The following is a 19,781-nucleotide window of genomic DNA, read 5'->3' as shown; positions in this document are numbered from 1 at the left end:
TGGACATGGCCGAGGTGGTCGGTTGTCTCGCCCTCCAGGGCGGACTCCGGCAGCCACTTCGTCAGCTGCTGGAGCAGCCCCCTCGCCGGTCAGCCTCAGACGAGGGGAAACGCAGCGGTCGATCAGGGCCGGATCGGATACGGAGTCCTCCTGCCGGCTTTGGCCACCGTGCTGCTCGCCGTGGTGACCCCGGGGCGGCGTCCGGCGGTCCGTGACGGGCGCGTTCGCTGCCGCCGGCCTCTCCGCCCGGGACTCCGTCCTGCGTGCCGTCCATGGCGATCGACACCGGAACGCGGGGGGGGGACGCCGGAACCCGCGCCGTGCGGGCGAACGCCGGCCGTGGTGGAGGGTTCCGGCTCGACGTCGTACGACTCGGACCCGGCGTACTCGCCGTCGTCCCCGGCGCCGGGTTCGCCGGCGTCGTGGCGTCCGGACCGTCCGGGCCGCCCCCCGCGCGGCCCGGACGTGTCCTCCCGGCCTCTGGTCAGCCGGCCGCCGCGCCGGCCGTGGCCGGCAGGAAGTCCGGTGCTCGCGTGCCCAGGCCCAGGGGTTCGGCACGACGGCGGACGAGGTCGGCGAGGGCGAGGTCGAGGATGCCCAGGCCGAACGGGGAGAACACCGTGACACGGTCCTCGGCGCGTCTGAACGGCTTCCCGGAGCGCAGCACGGAACCGAGCGAGGTGGCGATGAAGTCCCGGTTGCCGCAGAGCTGTTCGGCCAGGTGCAGGGAGGTCGACTCGCGGCACACGTGGTCCGCGTCGTCGACCACGTTGACGGCGGTCAGGATGCTCCCCGGCGTGAGGTCGCGCAGCGACACGTGCAGGACCAGGGTGCCGCGCCGGCAGGCGTCGGTGGTCAGGTGCGGGGCGGATGCGGTGGTCGCCAGGCAGACCAGCCGGTGGGCGGAGAGCGCCTCCTCGACGCTGAGGGCGACCTCGGTCTTCAGGTCGGGCCAGCGTTCCTGGCAGCGGGCGGCGAAGGCCTCCGCGCGGGCGTCGTCGAGGTCGAACACGGTGACCGCGGCCAGGTCGGGCAGAACGGCCCTGAGGCAGGCGAGGATCTCGAAGCCGATCACACCGCAGCCGACCAGGGAGACGCCGGTGTCGGGGACGGACGAGCCCAGCGTGGCCGCGGCGAGCGCGGCGCTCGCCGCGGTACGCCGGGCCGAGATCACCGAACCCTCCAGCAGCGCCTCCGGCTGCCCGGTGACCATCGAGTTGAGGATCACCGCGGCGGAGGCCCGTTCCAGGCCGCGCGCGGTGTTGCCGGGGAACGAGGCGATCCACTTGATGCCCGCCACCGGCTCGTCCTCGCCGAGGTAGGCCGGCAGTCCGATGATCCGGTTGCGCGGATCTTCGGGGAACCGGAGGAAGACCGAGTGGGGCAGGGTCGTACGGCCCTCGTCGTGCAGCAGGTACGCGCGGCGCACCGCCGCGACGACCTCGGCCTCGGCGTCGTCGAGGACCTGGTGGACCTCTGCGGCTCCCAGGATCAGCATGGTGCCTCCTTCATCGCCGACTTCGGCTCTTTCCACAGGTGGGACACGTCGCCGAAGTGGCGGGCGACCCATTCGTCGTCGTAGATCGTGTCGAGGTAGCGCTCCCCGCGGTCGGGCAGCACCATCGCGCAGCGCGCGCCCGCCGGGATGCGGTCGGCCATCTGCTCGACCGCCGCCACCAGGGCCCCGGAGGAGCCGCCCGCGAGGACGGCCTCCCGGGCGGCGAGCCTCCGGCAGCCCACCACGCAGTCGAGGTCCGTCACGTGGACCACCTCGTCGGCGAGTCCGTCGCGGTGGAGCGCCGGCCGCACGGCCGCGCCGTGGCCCGGGATCAGCCGGGGCATCGGGACGTCGCCGAAGATGGCGCTGCCGCGGGCGTCCACCGCGACCACGGTCACCGGCAGTCGCCGTTCGCGCACATACTCCGCGCAGCCGCGCAGGGTGCCGCACGAACCCGTCGCGCAGAACAGGTAGTCGATCCCGCCCGGCACCGCCTCCCACACCTCGCGCATGGTCCGCCGGTGCGCCTGCGGGTTGAGCGGATTGGCGTACTGGTTGGGCCAGTAGGCGCCCGGGATCCGGTCGATCAGCGCGTGGATGCGGCGGATCCGGACGGGCAGGTACTCGCCGGTCGCCGGGTCGCACTCGCTCACCACCTCGACCTCCGCTCCGAGGGCCCGCATGACGGCGACGTTCTGCCGGTTGGTGCGGGGGTCCACCACGCAGATGAACCGGAGCCCGTAGTAGGCGCAGACCTGCGCGAGCCCGATACCGAGGTTGCCGGAGCTGGACTCGACGACCACCGAGCGGCCGGGCACGAGGGCGCCGCGCCGGATGAGCCGGCGCAGCATCTCCAGGGCCGAGCGGTCCTTCATGCTGCCGCCGGGGTTGAACGCCTCCAGCTTGGCGTAGGTGGTGAAGTGCCGCCCCGGCGCGAGCTTGGTGAGTTCGACCAGCGGGGTGCCGCCGATCGTGCCGAGAACACCGGGGGGCCCGTCGTCAGGTTCCGGCATGGCGGCCTCGCCCCGTCGGATCGGGGCACGGCCCGAGCATGGTGCGGAACACCCTGGTTCCTCCTGTCTGTACTGGCTGCACTGACTTGCACTGGCTGCACTGTCTGCACTGGACCGGGGGACGGCCCGGCGGCCGCCGCCCGGTGCGGTGACCCGCCGGGCCCCGGCGGGTCACCGCACCGGCGGGCCGGGCGTGGCGCGAACGGAGCGGGCAAGGGACGCGGCACCGGCGATGAGCACCATCCAGCCCGCCAGGGCCAGCGCGGCGGTGCGCGCGCCGGCCCAGTCGAGCAGCAGGCCGCCGAGCAGCGAGCCGATCGGCAGCGCCCCGCTGGACAGGGTGCTCGTCGCCGCGAGCACCCGGCCGCGCAACCGGTCGGGGGTGATGTCCAGTTGGTAGCCGCCGACCGCCACGTTCCACAGCGGCCCGACGAACCACATCGCGGCGTAGGCGGCGGCGAGCGAGAGGGGATCGCGGCTGAGCGCGATCACGGCCATCAGCACCGCCCACGCCCAGTTCGCCCCGATCACCAGGGCGCCCAGCCCCACCCGGCGGGCGAACCAGGGCGCCGCCAGCGAGCCGAGGAGCCCGCCGCCCCCCGCGACGCCCACCATCAGGCCCACTCCCGCCGAGGAGGCGCCGAGGTCGCCGGCCAGCACGATGGCGACCAGGAAGAGCGCCCGGAACATCAGGTTGCTGCCGGCCACCAGCAGGGCGGTGGTGCGCAGGAAGGGCTGGCGCCACAGCCACCCCAGACCCTCCCGGACCTGCGCCCCCATGCCGTCGCGGCGGTCGGACCGCTCGGCCTCGAACTCCTTGCGGATGAAGAGCAGTCCGGTCAGCGAGACCAGGTAGCTCACCGCGTCGGCCAGGAACGGGACGGCCCGGCCCAGACCGAACAGCGCACCGCCGAGCGGCGTGCCGAGCATCACGGCGGCCCGCCCGCGCGCCTCGTTGCGGGACAGGGCCAGCGAGAGCTGGCCGCGCGGCACGACGTTCGGGACGGCCGCGTGCGCGGCGAGCCCGTGGAACACCGTGAGCGCTCCCTCGACGAATCCCACGGCCAGCACCAGCGGCAGGCCCAGGACGTCGAGGGCGGCGGCGACCGCGATGGCCGCCGCGCCGAGCGCACGCAGCCCGTCGCACCAGATCATCAATCGCCGGCGGGGCCAGCGGTCCACCAGGGCGCCCGCCGGCAGTGGGAGGAGCAATCCGGGCAGCAGCGCCACGAATCCGGCCAGCCCGGCGGCGAACGGCGAGCCGGTCAGCGTCAGGACCAGCAGCGGGTAGGCGATGGTGGTGGCCGTCGATCCGAGCAGGGAGACCGCCGAGCCGCCCCACAGCAGCAGGAAGTCGCGGTTGCGGTGCAGCGGCACCACCGGTTCGGCGGCGGCCGCGTCCGGCGGGTCGGGCGGCCGCGGATCGGCCGGCGCCCTCGTGTCGGGGCTCGTCATCTGTCACACTCCCAGTCCGGCCGGGGCCGGACGCTAGCCGCGTGCCGCCTGCTCCATCTGCCGGCGCAGACTGAGCGGTCGCATGTCGGTCCAGACGGCGCCGATGTGGGCCAGGCACTCGGCCCGGGTGCCCTCGGTGCCCTCGGCGTGCCAGCCGAGCGGCAGCTCGCGGTCGGCGAGCCAGACGGAGTACTGCTCCTCGTCGTTGAGGACGACGCGGTACGTGCGCTCGTCGGTGTCTTCCTCGGCCACGGCGGGGCCTCCCTCGGGTGAACTGCCGCGTCACGAACCTCACGTGACCGGTGGCGGCGCCGAAGAGCCTGCCGCAACGGCACCCCGCGCCCCCAGAGAAGGAGGCGCAGTCACCGCCGCGCCGATGCTGCCGGTGTGACTGCCGGTTGTTCTCTCGGGCGGCGACGGCCCGGCGGCGACGCTGAGGCGCATGACTGCGAACCCCTCCCTCGCGCCGGCCGGCCGCGCCCAGCAGCGCGACGCGAACCGCGCCCTGCCCCTGACGGTGTCGGCCGAGTCGCCCGGTACGCCCCTGTCCGCATACCTGTCGGACGCCCGGCCGCTCGTCCGGGCCCGGCTGCTCGAACACGGCGCGGTGCTGCTGCGCGGTTTCGACGTCGGCGGCGTGGACGGCTTCGAGGCCGCGGTGCGGGCGGTCTCCGGCGCGCCGCTGCCCTACGCGGAGCGGTCCTCGCCGCGCAGCACCATCAAGGGACAGGTGTACACCTCGACCGACTACCCGCCGGACGAGGAGATCTTCCTCCACAACGAGAACTCCTACCAGGCGGACTGGCCGCTGACCCTGTTCTTCCACTGCGTGCAGCCGCCCGACACCCTCGGCGCCACACCGCTCGCCGACACCCGCCGGGTGTACGAGGCGATCGACCCGTCCGTCCGGGAGGAGTTCGCCGCCCGGGGCTGGATGGTCGTGCGCAACTTCTCCGACGGTTTCGGCGTGCCGTGGCAGCAGGCATTCAACACCGGCGACCGCGGCGAGGTGGAGGCGTACTGCGCCCGCAACGGTGTCCAGACGGAGTGGACCGCGGACGGCCTGCGGACCCGCGCGCGCCGCCGGGCGGTACACCGCCACCCGGTGACCGGGGAGACGGTCTGGTTCAACCACCTCACCTTCTTCCACGTGACCACGCTGTCCGAGGACGTGTGCGGCGCACTGCGCGAGATGTACGACGACACGCGGCTGCCGACCAACACCTACTACGGCGACGGCAGTCCCGTCCCGGACGAGGTGGTCGCGCACCTGCGGTCCTGCTACCGCGCCGAACAGCGGCGCTTCGACTGGCAGCGCGACGACGTGCTCCTCGTGGACAACATGCTGTCCGCACACGCCCGCGAGCCGTTCACCGGTCCGCGCCGGATCGCCGTGGCCATGGCCGAGCCGTTCTCGGCTGCCGTGCGGCGCTCCGCCCCGTCCGCGGAGGTGACCGATGTCCGCCGGTGACAGCGGCCTGCCGCTCTCGTTCGCCCAGGAACAGCTGTGGTTCCTGGACCAGCTCCGCTCCGGAACCTCCACCGAGTACCTGATGTGCGAGGCGTTCCGCATCGGCGGCCCGCTCGACACGCGGGCACTGGAAGCGGCGTTCACCGAGATCTCGGCGCGGCACGAGGTGCTGCGCACCCGTTACGGCACCGCCGCGGGCGCCGGGGTCCAGTACGTGGACGAGCCCGGCCCGGTCCGGCTCGCCCGGCGGGACCTGACCGGCACCGCGCCGGCGGACCGCGAGGCGCGCGTGCGCGAACTCCACGCGGCCGAGCTGCGCACGCCGATCGACCTCCGCGCCCAGGCGCCCTGGCGGCTGACCCTGGTCCGGTTCGCCGAGGACGACGCCGCCCTGCTGGTGACGGTCCACCACATCGCCTTCGACGGATGGTCCTGGGGCGTCCTGGCCCGGGAGCTGCACGAGCTGTACACCGCGTTCGCGGCCGGCCGGCCCTCGCCGCTCGAACCGCCGGCGGTGCAGTACGCGGACTTCGCACAGTGGCAGCGCGACACCTGGGCGGCCGCCCCCGCGCGGGCCGAGCGGCGGCGCGGCTACTGGCGGGAGCGGCTGGCGGGCCTGGAGCCGCTGGAGCTGCCCGCCGACCGCCGTCGCCCGGCGCAGTGGGACCCGGCCGGGGACAGCGTCGCGTTCACGGTGCCGGCGGAGCTGGCCGAGCGGCTGGCGGTGCTCGGCCGGGACGCGGGCGCGACCCCGTTCATGGTGCACCTGGCCGCGTTCCAGCTCCTGCTCGCCCGCTGGTCCGGCCGGACCGACGTGGCGGTCGGCGTGTCCGTCTCGGACCGCGGCGAGGTCGAACTGGAGCCGCTGGTCGGCCTGTTCCTCAACACCGTGGTGCTGCGCACGGACCTGTCCGGCCACCGCTCGTTCCTCGACCTGCTCGCGCGGGTCAGGGAGACCACCCTGGACGCCTACGAGCACCAGGACGTCCCGTTCGGCTGGGTGGTGGCCGACCTCGCGCCCGAACGGGACCCCTCCCGCAACCCGGTGTTCCAGGTGGGCTTCGCGCTGCACAACGCCGAACGCCGCCCGCTGCGGCTGCCCGGACTCGACGTCGCGAAGGTCGCGCCCGCGACCGACCACTCCGCCTTCGACCTGTCGCTGCACCTGTCCGACCTCCCGGACGGCTCGATGGCGGCCCGGCTCATCTTCCCCACCGCGCTGTTCGACCGCGCGCGCATCGAACGGATGGCGGCGAGCCACTTGCGGCTGCTCGCCGGCATCGCCGAGCACCCGGACATCCCCGCGCACACGCTGGAGACCGTCCCCGACGCGGAACTGGCGGCTTTCCAGCGCTGGAACCGCACCAAAACCGAGCGCCCGCGGCAGTCGCTCGCCGAGCTGTTCTTCGCCCAGGCCCTGGCCACCCCGGACGCCGTGGCCGTGGTGTCCGGCACGGAGGAGACCCGCTACGCCGACCTCGCCGACCAGGTGCGGCGCCTGGCCGGCGTACTGCGTGCGCGCGGTGTCGGCCCCGAGCACGCGGTGGGCGTAGCGCTGCACCGCGGGACCCACCTGGTCGCCACCGTGCTCGCGGTGCTCACCGCCGGCGGCGTGTACGTGCCGCTCGCCCCGGAACACCCGGCGGAGCGGCTCGCCCACCTGGTCACCGACGCCCGAGCGACCCTGCTGGTCACCGAACAGTCCTTCGCGGGGCGGCTGCCGGCCCACCCGAACACCCTCGTCCTCGACGCCGTCCGGCCCGCGGAGGAGGCCCCGGCCCTGGAACCGGAGGGCGCGCCGGGCACGCGGGCCGCCTACGTGATGTACACCTCCGGCTCGACCGGCCGGCCCAAGGGCGTCGTCGTACCGGAGGCCGCCATCCGCAACCGCGTCCTGTGGTCGGTGGAACGCCTCGGCCTCGGCCCCGGCGACCGGGTGCTCCAGAAGACCACCATCGGTTTCGACGCCGCACTGTGGGAGTTCCTCTCCCCGCTGGTGTGCGGGGCCGCGGTGGTGACCGGCCCCCAGGACGCCCACCGCGACCCGGCGGTGATGCTCCGCGCCGTGGCCGACCACCGGGTCACCGTGCTCCAGGGCGTGCCCTCGATGCTGCGCCTGCTGCTGGAGGAGCCGGCCCTCGCCGACTGCGCCTCGCTGCGCCTCGTGTGCTCGGCGGGCGAGCCGCTGACCGCCGAGCTGGCCGGCCGGCTGCGCCGCGCGTTCGACGCCGAGGTGGTCAACACCTACGGCCCCACCGAGTGCGCCGTGGACTCCACCGCCTGGCGGTTCGACCCGGAGGAGCCGGGCGACCTGGTGCCGATCGGCCTGCCGCTGCCCAACGTGCGCACGTACGTGGTGGACGCCGAGGGCCGGCAGGTGCCCCTCGGGGTGACCGGCGAGCTGCATGTCGGCGGCATCGGCCTCGCCCGGGGGTACGCGGGCCGGGGTGACCTCACCGCCGACCGGTTCGTCCCCGACCCGGACGCGACCGTGCCCGGCGCCCGCCGCTACCGCACGGGGGACCTGGTGCGGCGCCGCGCGGACGGCGCGCTGGAGTACGTCGGACGCGTCGACGACCAGGTCAAGATCGGCGGAGTGCGGATCGAGCCCGGCGAGATCGAGGTCCTGCTGGCGACCCACCCGTCGGTGGCCGCCGCCGTGGTGGCCGTGCACCGCTCCGGCACCGGCGACGCGCGGCTGACCGCCTACGCGGTGCCCGTCGCGGGGGAGCGGCTCGATCCGGAGGCGCTGCGCTCCCACCTGGCCGCCGCACTGCCGGAGGCGATGCTGCCGGCCGCCTTCGTCGAACTCGCCGAGCTGCCGCTCACACCCAACGGAAAGGTGGACCGCCGCCGGCTGCCGGCCCCCACCGAACCGGACCAGCCCGCCGCCGGAGTCCAGGAGGCACCGCGCACCGCCGCGGAGGAGACCGTGGCGGAGCTGATGGCCGAGATCCTCGGCGTCGAACGCGTCGGCGCCCAGGACGACTTCTTCCTGCTGGGCGGGCACTCCCTGCTCGCCATCAAGCTCGTGCTGCGGCTGCGGCGCGCCTTCGGCACCGAACTGACCGTCGGCGAGCTGTTCCAGGCCAGGACGGTCGCCGCCCTGGCCGCGCGGGTCGCGCAGACCGGCGCCGGTGCGCAGACCGACCCGGGCACCGACCCGGACGCGATCCGGCCGGCGGGCCGGGGCCGCCCGCTGCCGCTCTCCTTCGGCCAACAGCGGATGTGGTTCCTCGACCAGCTCGAACCCGGCACGAACGAGTACGTCGTCCCGCTGGCGCTGCGGCTCACCGGAGCGCTCGACACCGTGGCGCTGCGCCACGCGCTGGACGCCCTGTCCGAACGGCACGAGGTACTGCGGACCAGGTACCGCTCCGAGGACGGCGAACCCGCCCAGGTCGTGGACCCCGCCGGGCCGGTGGACTTCGTCCTCGCCGACCTGACGGACGCGCCGGACGCCGAGGAGCGGGCCCGGACCCTGCTGGAGGAGCTGGCCCGCCGGCCGTTCGACCTCGAACGCGAGCACCCGCTGCGGGCGACCCTGATCCGCACCGCCCCGCAGGAGCACCTCCTCGTCCTCACCCTGCACCACATCGCCTTCGACGCCTGGTCGACCAACGTCTACCTGCGCGACCTGGACCTCGCCTACCGGGCCCTCGCCGCGGGCGGACGGGCGCCGCACGCACCGCAGCCCGTGCGCTACGCCGACTTCGCGGTGTGGCAGCGCGCGCAGCAGCGGGCCGGCCGGCTGGACCACCAGCTCGCCTACTGGCGCGACCGCCTGACCGGCCTCACCCCCGTCGAACTGCCCACCGACCGGGTCCGCTCGGCCGTCCGCGACGCCCGGGGCGACAACGTCGTCGTCGAGGTGGCGCCGGAGACGGCCCGCGCCGTCGCCGAACTGGCCGGCCGGCACGGAGCGACCCCGTTCATGGTGATGCTCGCCGCCTTCCAGGTGCTGCTGCGGCGCTGGACCGGCCGCGACGACCTCGCGGTGGGGACCCCGGTCGCCGGACGCACCCGCCAGGAGACCGAGGACCTGGTCGGGTTCTTCACCAACAGCCTGGTCATCCGCAGCGACCTCGGCGGCGACCCGGTCTTCACCGATCTGCTGGAGCAGGTCCGCGGCACCGTGCTCGACGCCTTCGCCCACCAGGACGTGCCCTTCGAGCACCTGGTCGACGCGCTCCAGCCCGAACGGGACCTCTCCCGCAACCCGCTGTTCCAGATCATGTTCGAGCACCAGCACCTCGCGGGCGTCCCCGACCGGCTCGGCGCCGTCGCCGTGGAGCCGGTCCGCGCCGGACTGGAGACCGCCAAGTTCGACCTCACCGTGACCGTCAAGGAACGCGGCGGACGCATGTACTGCTGGTTCGAGTACGCGACCGCGCTCTTCGACCGGGAGACCGTCGAACGGATGGCGGGTCACTACCTGACCCTGGTCGGCAGCGTCACCGCCACCCCCGGCGCGCGCATCGGCGACCTCGCCATGCTCACCGAGGACGAGCGGCACCGCGCCCTCACCGCCTGGGCCGACCCGGAGTCCGAACGGGCCGGCGTGCTCGACCCGCCCGAGGAACACGGGCTGTGCGTACCGGAACTGTTCGCCCGGCAGGTGCGCCGCGCCCCGGACGCGATCGCCGTCGTCTTCGGCGACCAGCAGATCAGCTACGCCGAACTCGACGCGCGGTCCGATCGGTTCGCCGCCCGGCTGCGGTCCCTCGGGGTCACCGCCGAGACGGTCGTCGGCTCGTGCCTGGAACGGGGTGTCGAGGCCGTGGTGGTGCTGCTCGCCGTGCTCAAGGCCGGCGGCGTGTACGTGCCGTTCGACCCCCGGCACCCGGCCGAGCGGCTGGAGCTGATGCTCGCCGACGCCGGCCCGGAACTCGTCGTCACCACACGCGCGTTCGCCGGCCGGCTGACCGGCGCGCACCGGGTGGTCCTGGCCGACGCCGACGCCCAGGAGGAGAGGGGCGCCCCGGCCGGCGCCCCCGCGCCCGTCCCGGCCCGGCCGGGGAACCTCGCCTACGTCATCTACACCTCCGGCTCGACCGGCCGCCCCAAGGGCGTGATGATCGAGCACCGCGCCTACGCCCACCACTGCCGGGTCATCGCCGACGCCTACGGGATCGCCCCCGGCGAACGCGTGGCGCTGCTGTCCGCGCTCACCTTCGACGTGGCGATGGACCAGATCGCGGCGACCCTCGTGGCCGGCGCCACCGTCGTCGTCGCCGACCCGGTGTTCTGGACCCCGGAGGAACTGCCCGCCCGGCTCGCCGAGCACGGCGTCACCGTCCTGGAGATCACCCCGTCCTACTACCGGGCCGTCCTGGAGTCGCCCGACCTCCCCCTGCTGGACTCCCTGAAGCTGATGAACGTCGGCAGCGACGTGGTCACCGGCCTGGACGCGCGGCGCTGGGCCGAGACCGGCCTGCCCGCACGCTTCCTGTGCAACTACGGGCCGACCGAGGCCACCGTCACCTGCCTGCTGCACCCCGTCCCCGACACCCCCGCCGAGGGCGACGCGGCCGGCGCCCTGCCGCTGGGCCGGCCCGTCCCCGGCACCCGGGCGCACATCCTGGACGCGGACCTGCGGCCCGTCCCGGTCGGCGTGCCCGGCGAGCTCTACCTCGGCGGGGTCCGGCTGGCCCGCGGCTACCACCGGCGGCCGGACCTCACCGCGGAGCGGTTCGTCCCCGACCCCTTCGCCACCGAGCCCGGCCGGCGCCTCTACCGCACCGGCGACCTCACCCGCCACCGGCCGGACGGCACCATCGAGTTCCTCGGCCGCATCGACCACCAGGTCAAGGTCCGCGGCCTGCGCATCGAACTCGGCGAGATCGAGGCCGCGCTCGCCCGCCACCCCGCTCTCCAGGAGGCGGTCGTCACCGCCCCAAAGACCGCCCCGGGCGAACGACGGCTCGCCGCCTACCTGGTGGCGCGCCCCGGCAGCCCGGTGCCCGACGTGGCCGGACTGCGCGCACACCTGGGCGCCCTCCTGCCCGAGTACATGATCCCCTCGGTGTGGGTGCCGCTCGACGCGTTCCCGCTGACGGCCAGCAAGAAGATCGACCGCAAGGCCCTGCCGGACGCCTCCGCCGCCCTGGCCGGCGCCGCCCGCGAACACCTCGCCCCCCGCGACCCCGTCGAGGAGGCCGTCGCCGGAATCTGGTCCGAGGTCCTGGGCGTGGAGCGGATCGGCGCCCGGGACGACTTCTTCGCCCTCGGCGGCCACTCGCTGCTGGCCACCCGGGTGCTGGCCCGGCTCCGCGAGGCGTTCGCCGTCGAGCTGCCGCTGCGCCTGCTGTTCGAGGCCACCACCGTGGCCCGGCTCTCCGAGGCGGTGTCCGACGCCGTGGAGGCCGACGTCGCCGCCCTCTCCGACCAAGAAGTGGCGGGCCTGCTCGCCGAGGAAGGCCTGCGATGACCGACACCAGGGACCGCGACCAGCTCAGGCAGGAACTGCTCCGCCGGCGCCTCGCCGGCCGGGCCGCCCCCGCCCCGGCGGAGGGCATCGCCCGCGCGCCGCGCGGCGGCCCGCTCCCGCTCTCCTTCGCCCAGCGCCGCCTGTGGATCCTCGACCGGCTCCGGCCCGGCACCACCGAGTACCTGATGACCGTGGCGCTCCGACTGCGCGGCCCCCTCGACCGGGCCGCGCTGCGCACCGCGCTGGACGGCGTCCAGCACCGGCACGAGGTGCTGCGCACCCGCTACCCGGTGGCCGACGGCGAACCCGTGCAGTTCGTCGACGAGCCGGGGAGCGTCCCCCTCGACGAGGAGGACCTCAGCGCACTGGACCGCACGGCCGCCGATGCCCGCATCGCCGCCCTGGCCACCGGCGCGCGCCGGCCCGTCGACCTCGCCGAGGGCCCGGTGTTCTCCGCCGTGCTGGCCCGGCTGGCACCGCACGAGCACGTCCTCCTGGCCACCGTCCACCACATCGCCTGCGACGGACGGTCCGAGGACATCCTCGTCCGCGAACTGGCGGAACGCTACGCGGACGCGGTCGCCGGACGGCCCACCCGCTCGCCCGAACCGCCGGTGCGCTACGCCGACTTCGCGCTGTGGCAGCGCGAACGGCTCTCCGGCGCGGCGCTGCGCCGCCCGCTGGAGCACTGGCGCGAACGGCTGGCCGGCCTGCCGCCCCTGGATCTGCCCACCGACCGGCCCCGTCCCGCCGTGCGCGACACGGCGGGCGGTCTCGCGCCGCTCACCGTGCCGGCCGGCACCGCCCGGCGGCTCACGGCGCTCGCCCGGGAAAACGGCGCGACCCCCTTCATGGCCCTGCTGGCCGCGCACGCCGTCCTGCTCGGCCGCTGGAGCGGACGGCGCGACGTCGCCGTCGGCTTCCCGGTGGCCGGACGCGACCGCGCGGAACTCGACGACGTGGTCGGCCTCTTCCTCAACACGCTGGTGCTGCGGGTCGACCTGTCCGGGACGCCGTCGTTCGCACACCTGTTGCGACAGGTCCGTGAACGCGCCCTCGACGCCTACGCCCACCAGGAGATCCCCTTCGAGCGGCTGGTCGAGGAACTGGCGCCGCAGCGGGACCCGTCCCGCACGCCGCTGTTCTCCTCCATGCTGCTGTGGCAGGACGCGGACGGCTCGCCGGCGCCGACGGCCATGGGCCCCCTGACGGCCGAGCGGCTGCCGGTCGGCGAGAGCAGCGCCAAGTTCGACCTCACCGTGGGCCTCGCCGCGCAGCCCGACGGTTCGCTGTCCGGCGGCGTCAACTACGCCACGGCCCTGTTCGACCACGCGACGGCCGAGCGGTTCGCCGCACAGTTCGCCCGCCTCCTCCAGAGCGCGGTCGCCTCGCCCGACACCCCCGTCGACGAACTGGAGATCCTGCCCGCGGCGGAACGCGACCGCCAGCTCCTCGACTGGAACGCGACCGGCCGGCACTACCCGGCCGGCACCCTCCCGCTGCTGTTCGAGGCCCAGGCCGCCCGCACCCCCGACGCCGACGCGGTGCGCTTCGAGGCCGCCGCCCTCAGCTACCGGGAGCTGAACGAGCGGGCCGGCCTGCTCGCCCGCCACCTGCGCACCCTCAGCGTCGGACCCGAGTCCGTGGTCGGGGTCTGCCTGCACCGCGGCACCGACCTCGTGGTGGCGCTGCTGGCGGTCCTCAAGGCCGGCGGCGCCTACCTGCCGCTCGACCCGGACTACCCGGCCGACCGGCTCGCCTTCATGCTGGAGGACTCCGGCGCCCGCGCCGTGATCACCGAACCCGGGCTCGCCCCCCTGGTGCGCGACCGCGCGCCGCACCTGGTCGACATCACCGCCGGCCTCCCCGAAGGCAGCACGCACGCCGCCCCGGCCGTCGCGGCCGCCCCCGGGCACCCGGCCTACCTGATCTACACATCGGGCTCCACCGGCCGCCCCAAGGGCGTGCTCGTCGAGCACCGCGCCATCGTCAACCGGCTGCACTGGATGCAGGAGGCCTACCGGCTCGGCGCCGACGACCGGGTGCTCCAGAAGACGCCCTACAGCTTCGACGTCTCGGTGTGGGAGTTTTTCTGGCCCCTGGTCACCGGCGCGACACTGGTGCTCGCCCGCCCCGGCGGCCACCGCGACCCGGCCTACCTGGCCGGGCTGATCGGCGCCGAGGCCATCACCACCGTCCACTTCGTCCCATCGATGCTGCGGGCCTTCCTCGCCGAACCGCTGCCGCCCCTGCCCTCGCTGCGCCGCATGGTGTGCAGCGGCGAGGCGCTCCCCGCCGACCTGGTCACCGCCGTGCACGAACGGGTCGGCTGCGAGCTGTACAACCTGTACGGGCCCACCGAGGCCGCGGTCGACGTCACCGCGACCCGGTGCGAGCCGGGCCTTCCCGTCACCATCGGCCGTCCGATCGCCAACACCCGCGCCTACATCCTCGACGCCGCCCTGCGGCCGGTGCCGATCGGCGTGCCCGGCGAACTCCTCCTCGGCGGCGTCCAGCTCGCCCGCGGCTACCTGAACCGCCCGGAGCTCACCGCCGACCGCTTCGTGCCCGACCCCTTCGCCGCCGAACCCGGCGGGCGGCTGTACCGCACCGGCGACCTGGCCCGGTACCGCGCGGACGGCACGATCGAGTACCTCGGCCGGCTGGACCACCAGGTGAAGATCCGCGGTCAGCGGGTCGAACTCGGCGAGATCGAGGCCGTACTGGCCGAGGCCCCCGGTGTCGCGGCCGCGGCCGTCGCCGTGCACGACGAACAGCTCGTGGGATACCTGGTACCGCCCTCGGCCGACGTGGAGGCCGTCCGGGAACACCTGCGCGCCCGGCTCCCGGAACACATGCGGCCCGTGCACTGGACCCTGCTGGAGGCGCTGCCCCTGACGCCCAGCGGCAAGACCGACCGCACGGCGCTGCCCGCACCCGACCGTACGCGGTCCGACCTGGTCGGCGCGTTCGTCGCCCCCAGCACGGACACCGAGCGGACCCTCGCGGACGCCTTCGCCGCCGCCCTCGGCGTCGACAAGGTCGGGGTGCACGACGGCTTCTTCCAGCTCGGCGGGGACTCCATGCGTGCCATCCGGGCCGTCGGAGCACTGCGCGACCAGGGACTGTCCCTCACCGTGCAGGACGTCTTCGCCCGGCAGACCGTCGCCGAGCTGGCCCCCCTCGCGGCCGCCCGGCCGGCGGCCGAGCCGCAGGAGACCACCCTTGCCGGCCGCTTCGAGCTGCTGGCCCCGGACGACCGGGCCCGGCTCCCCGAAGGACTGGTCGACGCCTACCCCATGGGGCAGGTCCAGACGGGCATGGTCTACGAGATGCTCGCCGACCCCGGGCGCAACACCTACCAGAACGTCAGCACCTTCCAGGTACTGGACGACGGCCCGTTCTCCGCGGACGCGTTCACCGGCGCGGTACGCCTGCTGATCGAACGGCACGAGATCCTGCGCACCTCCTTCCACCTCACCGGCTACTCCGAACCGCTCCAGTTCGTGCACGCCCCGGACGGCCTGGAGGTGGAGATCGGCGTCACCGACCTGCGCGGCCTGCCGACCGAGGAGCAGCGGGCGCGCGTACGGGACTTCCGCGCCGCGGCCCAGCGCACCCCGTTCGACATCGGCCGGGCGCCCCTGCTGCGCTACCACGCCCACCTGACCGGCGACCGGGAGTGGCTCCTGACGCACGTCGAATGCCACGCCATCCTGGACGGCTGGAGCCACCACTCGGTCATCGGGGAACTGCGGGCCGCCTACCGCGAGCTGTCCCGGGGCGCCGCGAGCCCGCCCGCCGCCCCGCCGCGGGTCCGCTACGCCGACTTCGTCCGGCTGGAGAAGCAGGCCCTGGCCTCGTCGGCGGACCGCGCGTTCTGGCAGCAGCGGATCACCGGCCACGAACGGCTCCGGCTGCCCGCCGACAGCGCCCCCGCCGCGGCCGACTCGCCGGCCCCCGAGGTACGGCTGCCCTGGCGCGACCTCGAACCGAGGCTGCGGCGCCTCGCCGCCGAGACCCAGACCTCGCTCAAGAGCGTCCTGTACACCGCACACCTGAAGGTGCTCGGTCTCCTCTGCGGCCAGCACCGATTCCTCGCCGGCGCCGTCACCAACGGCCGGCCCGAACTGCCCGGCGGCGACCGGGTGCGCGGCATGTACCTCAACACGGTGCCGTTCGCCGTCGACCTGCGGGCGCCGAGCTGGCGCGAACTGGTGCGGTCCGTGTTCGCCGAGGAACTGGCCCTGTGGCCCCACCGGCGCTACCCGCTGCCCGCCATGCAGCGCGAGTGGGGCGGCGGCGAACCCCTCGTCGAGGTGGTCTTCGCCTATCTGGACTTCCACGTGCTCGACGAGCAGCGCACGGACATCGGCACGGTCGACGACCACAGCCCCAACGAGTTCACCTTCGACGTGTGGACCTTCCCCGGCGAACTGCGCATGACCTGCCGGCCCGGCTGGGCGGACGAGGATCGGCTGGCGGCCGTCGGCGACACCTTCCTGGACGTCCTCACCGCCATGGCCGACGACGCCGACGGGGACCCGCGCGCGTTCCGCGCCCGCGCCCTGGAGCAGACGAGCGCGACGCCGGCCGGCACCCGGCCGCTGCCCGAGGTCTGCGTGCCCGAGCTGCTCGCCGCCCGCGCCCGCCCCGACGCGACCGCGCTGGAGGACGGGCGGCGGCGGATGACCTACCGCGAACTCGACGCCCGCGCCAACCAGCTGGCCCACCTGTTGCGCGGGCTCGGCACCGGCCCGGAGAAGCCGGTCGGACTCTGCCTGGACCGCGGCGCCGAGGCCGTGGTGGCCATGCTCGCCGTCCTCAAGGCCGGCGGGTACTACGTGCCGCTCGACCCCGCCTACCCGGACGCGCGCATCGGCTACGTCCTGGCGGACGTCGGCGCCGACGTGGTGCTGTGCCGCCCGCAGGACACCACCCGCCTGGCCGGGTTCGCCGGCGTCCGCGGCGTACCCCTGGACACGCGGTGGGCCGTACTCGACGGGCTGCCCGAGACCCCGGTGCGGGCGGGCACGGTCCCCGACAACCTGGCGTACGTCACCTACACCTCGGGCTCCACCGGCCGGCCCAAGGGCGTGCAGGTCACGCACCGGGCGATCGTCCGGCTGGTGCACGACCCCAACTACGCCGACCTCGACCCGGACCAGGTCCTGCTGCTGCACGCGCCGCTCGCCTTCGACGCGTCCACCCTGGAGGTCTGGGGAGCACTGGCCAACGGAGCCCGGCTCGCCGTGTGCCCGCCCGGGGCCACCACGGCCGACGAACTGGCCGAGGTGGTCCGCCGGCACGGCGTGACGCTGCTCTGGCTCACCGCCGGCCTGTTCCAGCACATGGTGGAGACCCGCCCGGAGGCGCTGGCCGGCGTACGGCAGGTGCTCGCCGGCGGCGACGCGCTCTCACCCTCGCACGTGCGCACGGCCCTGGCGCACGGCGTGGCGCTGACCAACGGCTACGGTCCCACCGAGTGCACCACCTTCAGCACCGCGCTGCGCGGGGTGACCGAGGCCGACGCCGACCGGGGCGTACCGATCGGCACGCCGATCACCGACACCCGGGTGCTGGTCGTCGACGACGACCTCGACCCCGTGCCCGTCGGGGTACCCGGCGAACTCCTCGTTGGCGGCCCCGGACTCGCCCGGGGCTACCTGGGGCGTCCCGACCTGACCGCGGATCGCTTCGTGCCGGACCCCTCCGGGACCGTCCCCGGGGCGCGCCTGTACCGCACCGGGGACATCACCCGCCGCGACGCCGACGGAACGCTCTCCTTCCTCGGCCGGCGCGACGGCCAGGTGAAGATCCGCGGCCACCGGGTGGAGCCGGCCGAGGCGGAGGCCGCGCTCGGCGACCTGCCGTCCGTCCGGGCCGCGGCGGTCGCCGTCCACCCCGGGCCGGACGGCCACAAACGGCTCACCGGCTACGTCGTCCTCGAACCCGGAAACGGCCCGCTCGACGTCGCCGCACTGCGCGCGGAGCTCCGGCGGCGGGTGCCCGACTACCTGGTGCCCGGCGCCTGGGTGGAACTGGCAGCCCTCCCGCTCACCGCCCACGGCAAGATCGACCGGGCCGCGCTGCCCGAGCCCGCCCGGCCCGCCACGGCACCGGACCACACCGCCCCGCGCACACCCGCCGAGCGCGCCCTGGCCGAGGTCTGGGGCGAGGTCCTCGGCGTGGAGAACGTCGGCGTGGACGACGACTTCCACGTCCTCGGCGGTCACTCCCTGGCCATCCTCCGGATCATCGCCCTGCTACGCGAACGGCACGGCATCGAACTGACCGTCCGCTCGTTCCTGGAGCACCCCACCGTGGCCGGGCTCGCCGCGGCCACCGAGGCCGGCGCCCCCCAGGCCCGGTCCCTGCTGTGGCTGCGGCGCGAGGGCAGCAGGCCGCCGCTGTTCTGCGTGCACCCCGGAGGCGGCAGCGCCCACTGGTACCGCCCGCTGGTGCAGCACCTCGACCCCGACCAGCCGGTCGCGGCGTTCGCCTGGCCCGGCCTCCAGGCCGAGCACGGGCCCGTGCCCTCGACGGAACAGATGGCGGAGCGCTACCTGGCCGAGCTGCGGGCCGAGGCGCCGCACGGTCCCTACCGGCTGTTCGGCTGGTGCGGCGGCAGCGGCATCGCGAGCGAGATGGCGCACCGGCTCGCCGCCGACGGCGAGGAGGTCACCTTCATCCTCCTCGACCCGGGCCTGGACAACCACGAGCGGATCGAGCTGTGGCGGGAGTACTGGCTGATCGAGAGCTGCGTGGCCAAGCTGACGGAGCTGGCCGCCGCGCCGCCCGAGGAGGACACCTCGGCGCTGCGGGCCCAGACCCTGGCGCTGCTCGAACACCTTGTGGACGACGTCGACCCGGAGGTGGGGATCACCCTGCCGGAACACGGCGCCGGCGACGTGTGGCTGCCCTCCGCGAAGATGTGGCGCGAGGTCATGGAGATGTGCCTGACCTACCGCCACCGCCCCTACGGTGGCCGGCTGCACCTGATCGCCAGCGACGAACTGGCGGACGGCGAGCACGAGGTGGCCTCCGGGCAGTCGTTCCCCGACTACCTCGCCCGCTGGCGCGAGCTGACCGGGGACGTGACACTGCACCGGATCCCCGGTGACCACTTCGGCGTGATGAAGCCGCCGCACCTCGGCCGGCTCGCCGAGACCGTCACCGGCATCCTCGACGACGCCGGTGCCGGGGGCGCCGGCTGACGGCGCCGGACGGGACGGCCGGGAGGGCGGGAGCGCCGTGGGCGCCCCCGCCCTCCCGTCGTCGGCCGGCTTCCCGGACGCGCGCCGTGCACGTCAGCCCCCCGGGCCGAGTGGGTCCTGGACGAGGACGCTGTGCGTCCCGGGCACCTTCGCCGCCAGCCCCGGGGAAGGATCTGGACGACGCTGCCCCGGCACCCCGGGACATGGTGGACACGGACGGGAACATCCGTGAAGTTGAGCACGGTGGACGGCTGTACGACCTCGTAGCAGCCCAGCGGACGGTTGTGGACGACCCCGCCGACGCGGAGGAATCCGTTCGTGGCGGACGCCGGGCCGGGAACGGTGAGCGCCGGCAGTCCGGCGGCCGCGAGTACGGTGAGTGCCGAGCTGATGCGACGCATGGCGCGCCTCCTCATGGCCGGGCCGGAGGGTGTTCCGGCCCTGCTCACGACCGTACGGAACGGTGCGGCTACCGCATCCCAGTGTCGTCCGGACGCCCGGCGCCGCACGCGACCGGGCCGGGCTCCTGGAGGGGGGCCCGGCCCGGTGCGGCCTTGTTCAGGTGTCAGGAACGGTCCGGCGCCGCCGTCTCGTACGAGTTGGCGGCGCGGGTGTGCCGCGGGTTCAGTCCGTCACGGCGACGAGGCGGAGTTCGGAGGTGTAGCGCCGGCCTTGGTCGTCGGTGAGCCAGGTCTGT

7 protein-coding genes are annotated in these 19,781 nt (G+C 74.8%); 3 read left to right on the top strand and 4 right to left on the bottom strand.

Going from position 1 to position 19,781, the window contains the following annotated elements:
• Window positions 1-484: 484 nt before the first annotated feature.
• The 4 genes from sbnB to IE294_RS40215 form a co-directional block, all read right to left on the bottom strand.
• On the bottom strand, window positions 485-1,498 hold the full coding sequence (sbnB, locus tag IE294_RS40230) for a 2,3-diaminopropionate biosynthesis protein SbnB (RefSeq protein WP_189894345.1): 1,014 nt from the start codon (window positions 1,496-1,498) through the stop codon (window positions 485-487).
• The gene (gene sbnA / locus IE294_RS40225; RefSeq protein WP_189894344.1) at window positions 1,492-2,511 is read right to left on the bottom strand and encodes a 2,3-diaminopropionate biosynthesis protein SbnA; all 1,020 of its coding nucleotides are present in this window, start codon (window positions 2,509-2,511) and stop codon (window positions 1,492-1,494) included. The genes sbnB and sbnA overlap by 7 nt, the downstream gene beginning before the upstream one ends.
• Before the next feature lie 171 nt (window positions 2,512-2,682).
• On the bottom strand, window positions 2,683-3,966 hold the full coding sequence (locus tag IE294_RS40220) for an MFS transporter (protein WP_189894343.1): 1,284 nt from the start codon (window positions 3,964-3,966) through the stop codon (window positions 2,683-2,685).
• A 33-nt stretch (window positions 3,967-3,999) separates the two neighbouring features.
• Window positions 4,000-4,218 carry an MbtH family protein gene (locus IE294_RS40215; protein WP_189894342.1) on the bottom strand — a complete coding sequence of 73 codons (219 nt, stop codon included), beginning with the start codon at window positions 4,216-4,218 and terminating at the stop codon, window positions 4,000-4,002.
• 190 nt (window positions 4,219-4,408) lie between these two features.
• On the opposite strand from IE294_RS40215, the gene IE294_RS40210 reads away from it, so the two are divergent.
• From IE294_RS40210 to IE294_RS40200, 3 genes are read left to right on the top strand one after another with little or no spacing between them, the layout of a single operon-like run.
• Window positions 4,409-5,437 carry a TauD/TfdA family dioxygenase gene (locus tag IE294_RS40210; RefSeq protein WP_189894341.1) on the top strand — a complete coding sequence of 343 codons (1,029 nt, stop codon included), beginning with the start codon at window positions 4,409-4,411 and terminating at the stop codon, window positions 5,435-5,437.
• Window positions 5,424-11,867 carry a non-ribosomal peptide synthetase gene (locus IE294_RS40205; protein ID WP_189894340.1) on the top strand — a complete coding sequence of 2,148 codons (6,444 nt, stop codon included), beginning with the start codon at window positions 5,424-5,426 and terminating at the stop codon, window positions 11,865-11,867. The genes IE294_RS40210 and IE294_RS40205 overlap by 14 nt, the downstream gene beginning before the upstream one ends.
• Entirely contained in the window at window positions 11,864-19,084 is a 7,221-nt protein-coding gene (locus IE294_RS40200; RefSeq protein WP_189894339.1) for a non-ribosomal peptide synthetase, read from the top strand. The genes IE294_RS40205 and IE294_RS40200 overlap by 4 nt, the downstream gene beginning before the upstream one ends.
• Window positions 19,085-19,781 lie beyond the last annotated feature (697 nt).

It is taken from the genome of Streptomyces canarius, assembly GCF_014650735.1.
Taxonomy (GTDB): Bacteria; Actinomycetota; Actinomycetes; order Streptomycetales; family Streptomycetaceae; genus Streptomyces; species Streptomyces olivaceoviridis.
The sequence above is the reverse complement of the archived record's forward strand: the minus strand, read 5'-3'. Positions and strand labels throughout refer to the sequence as shown.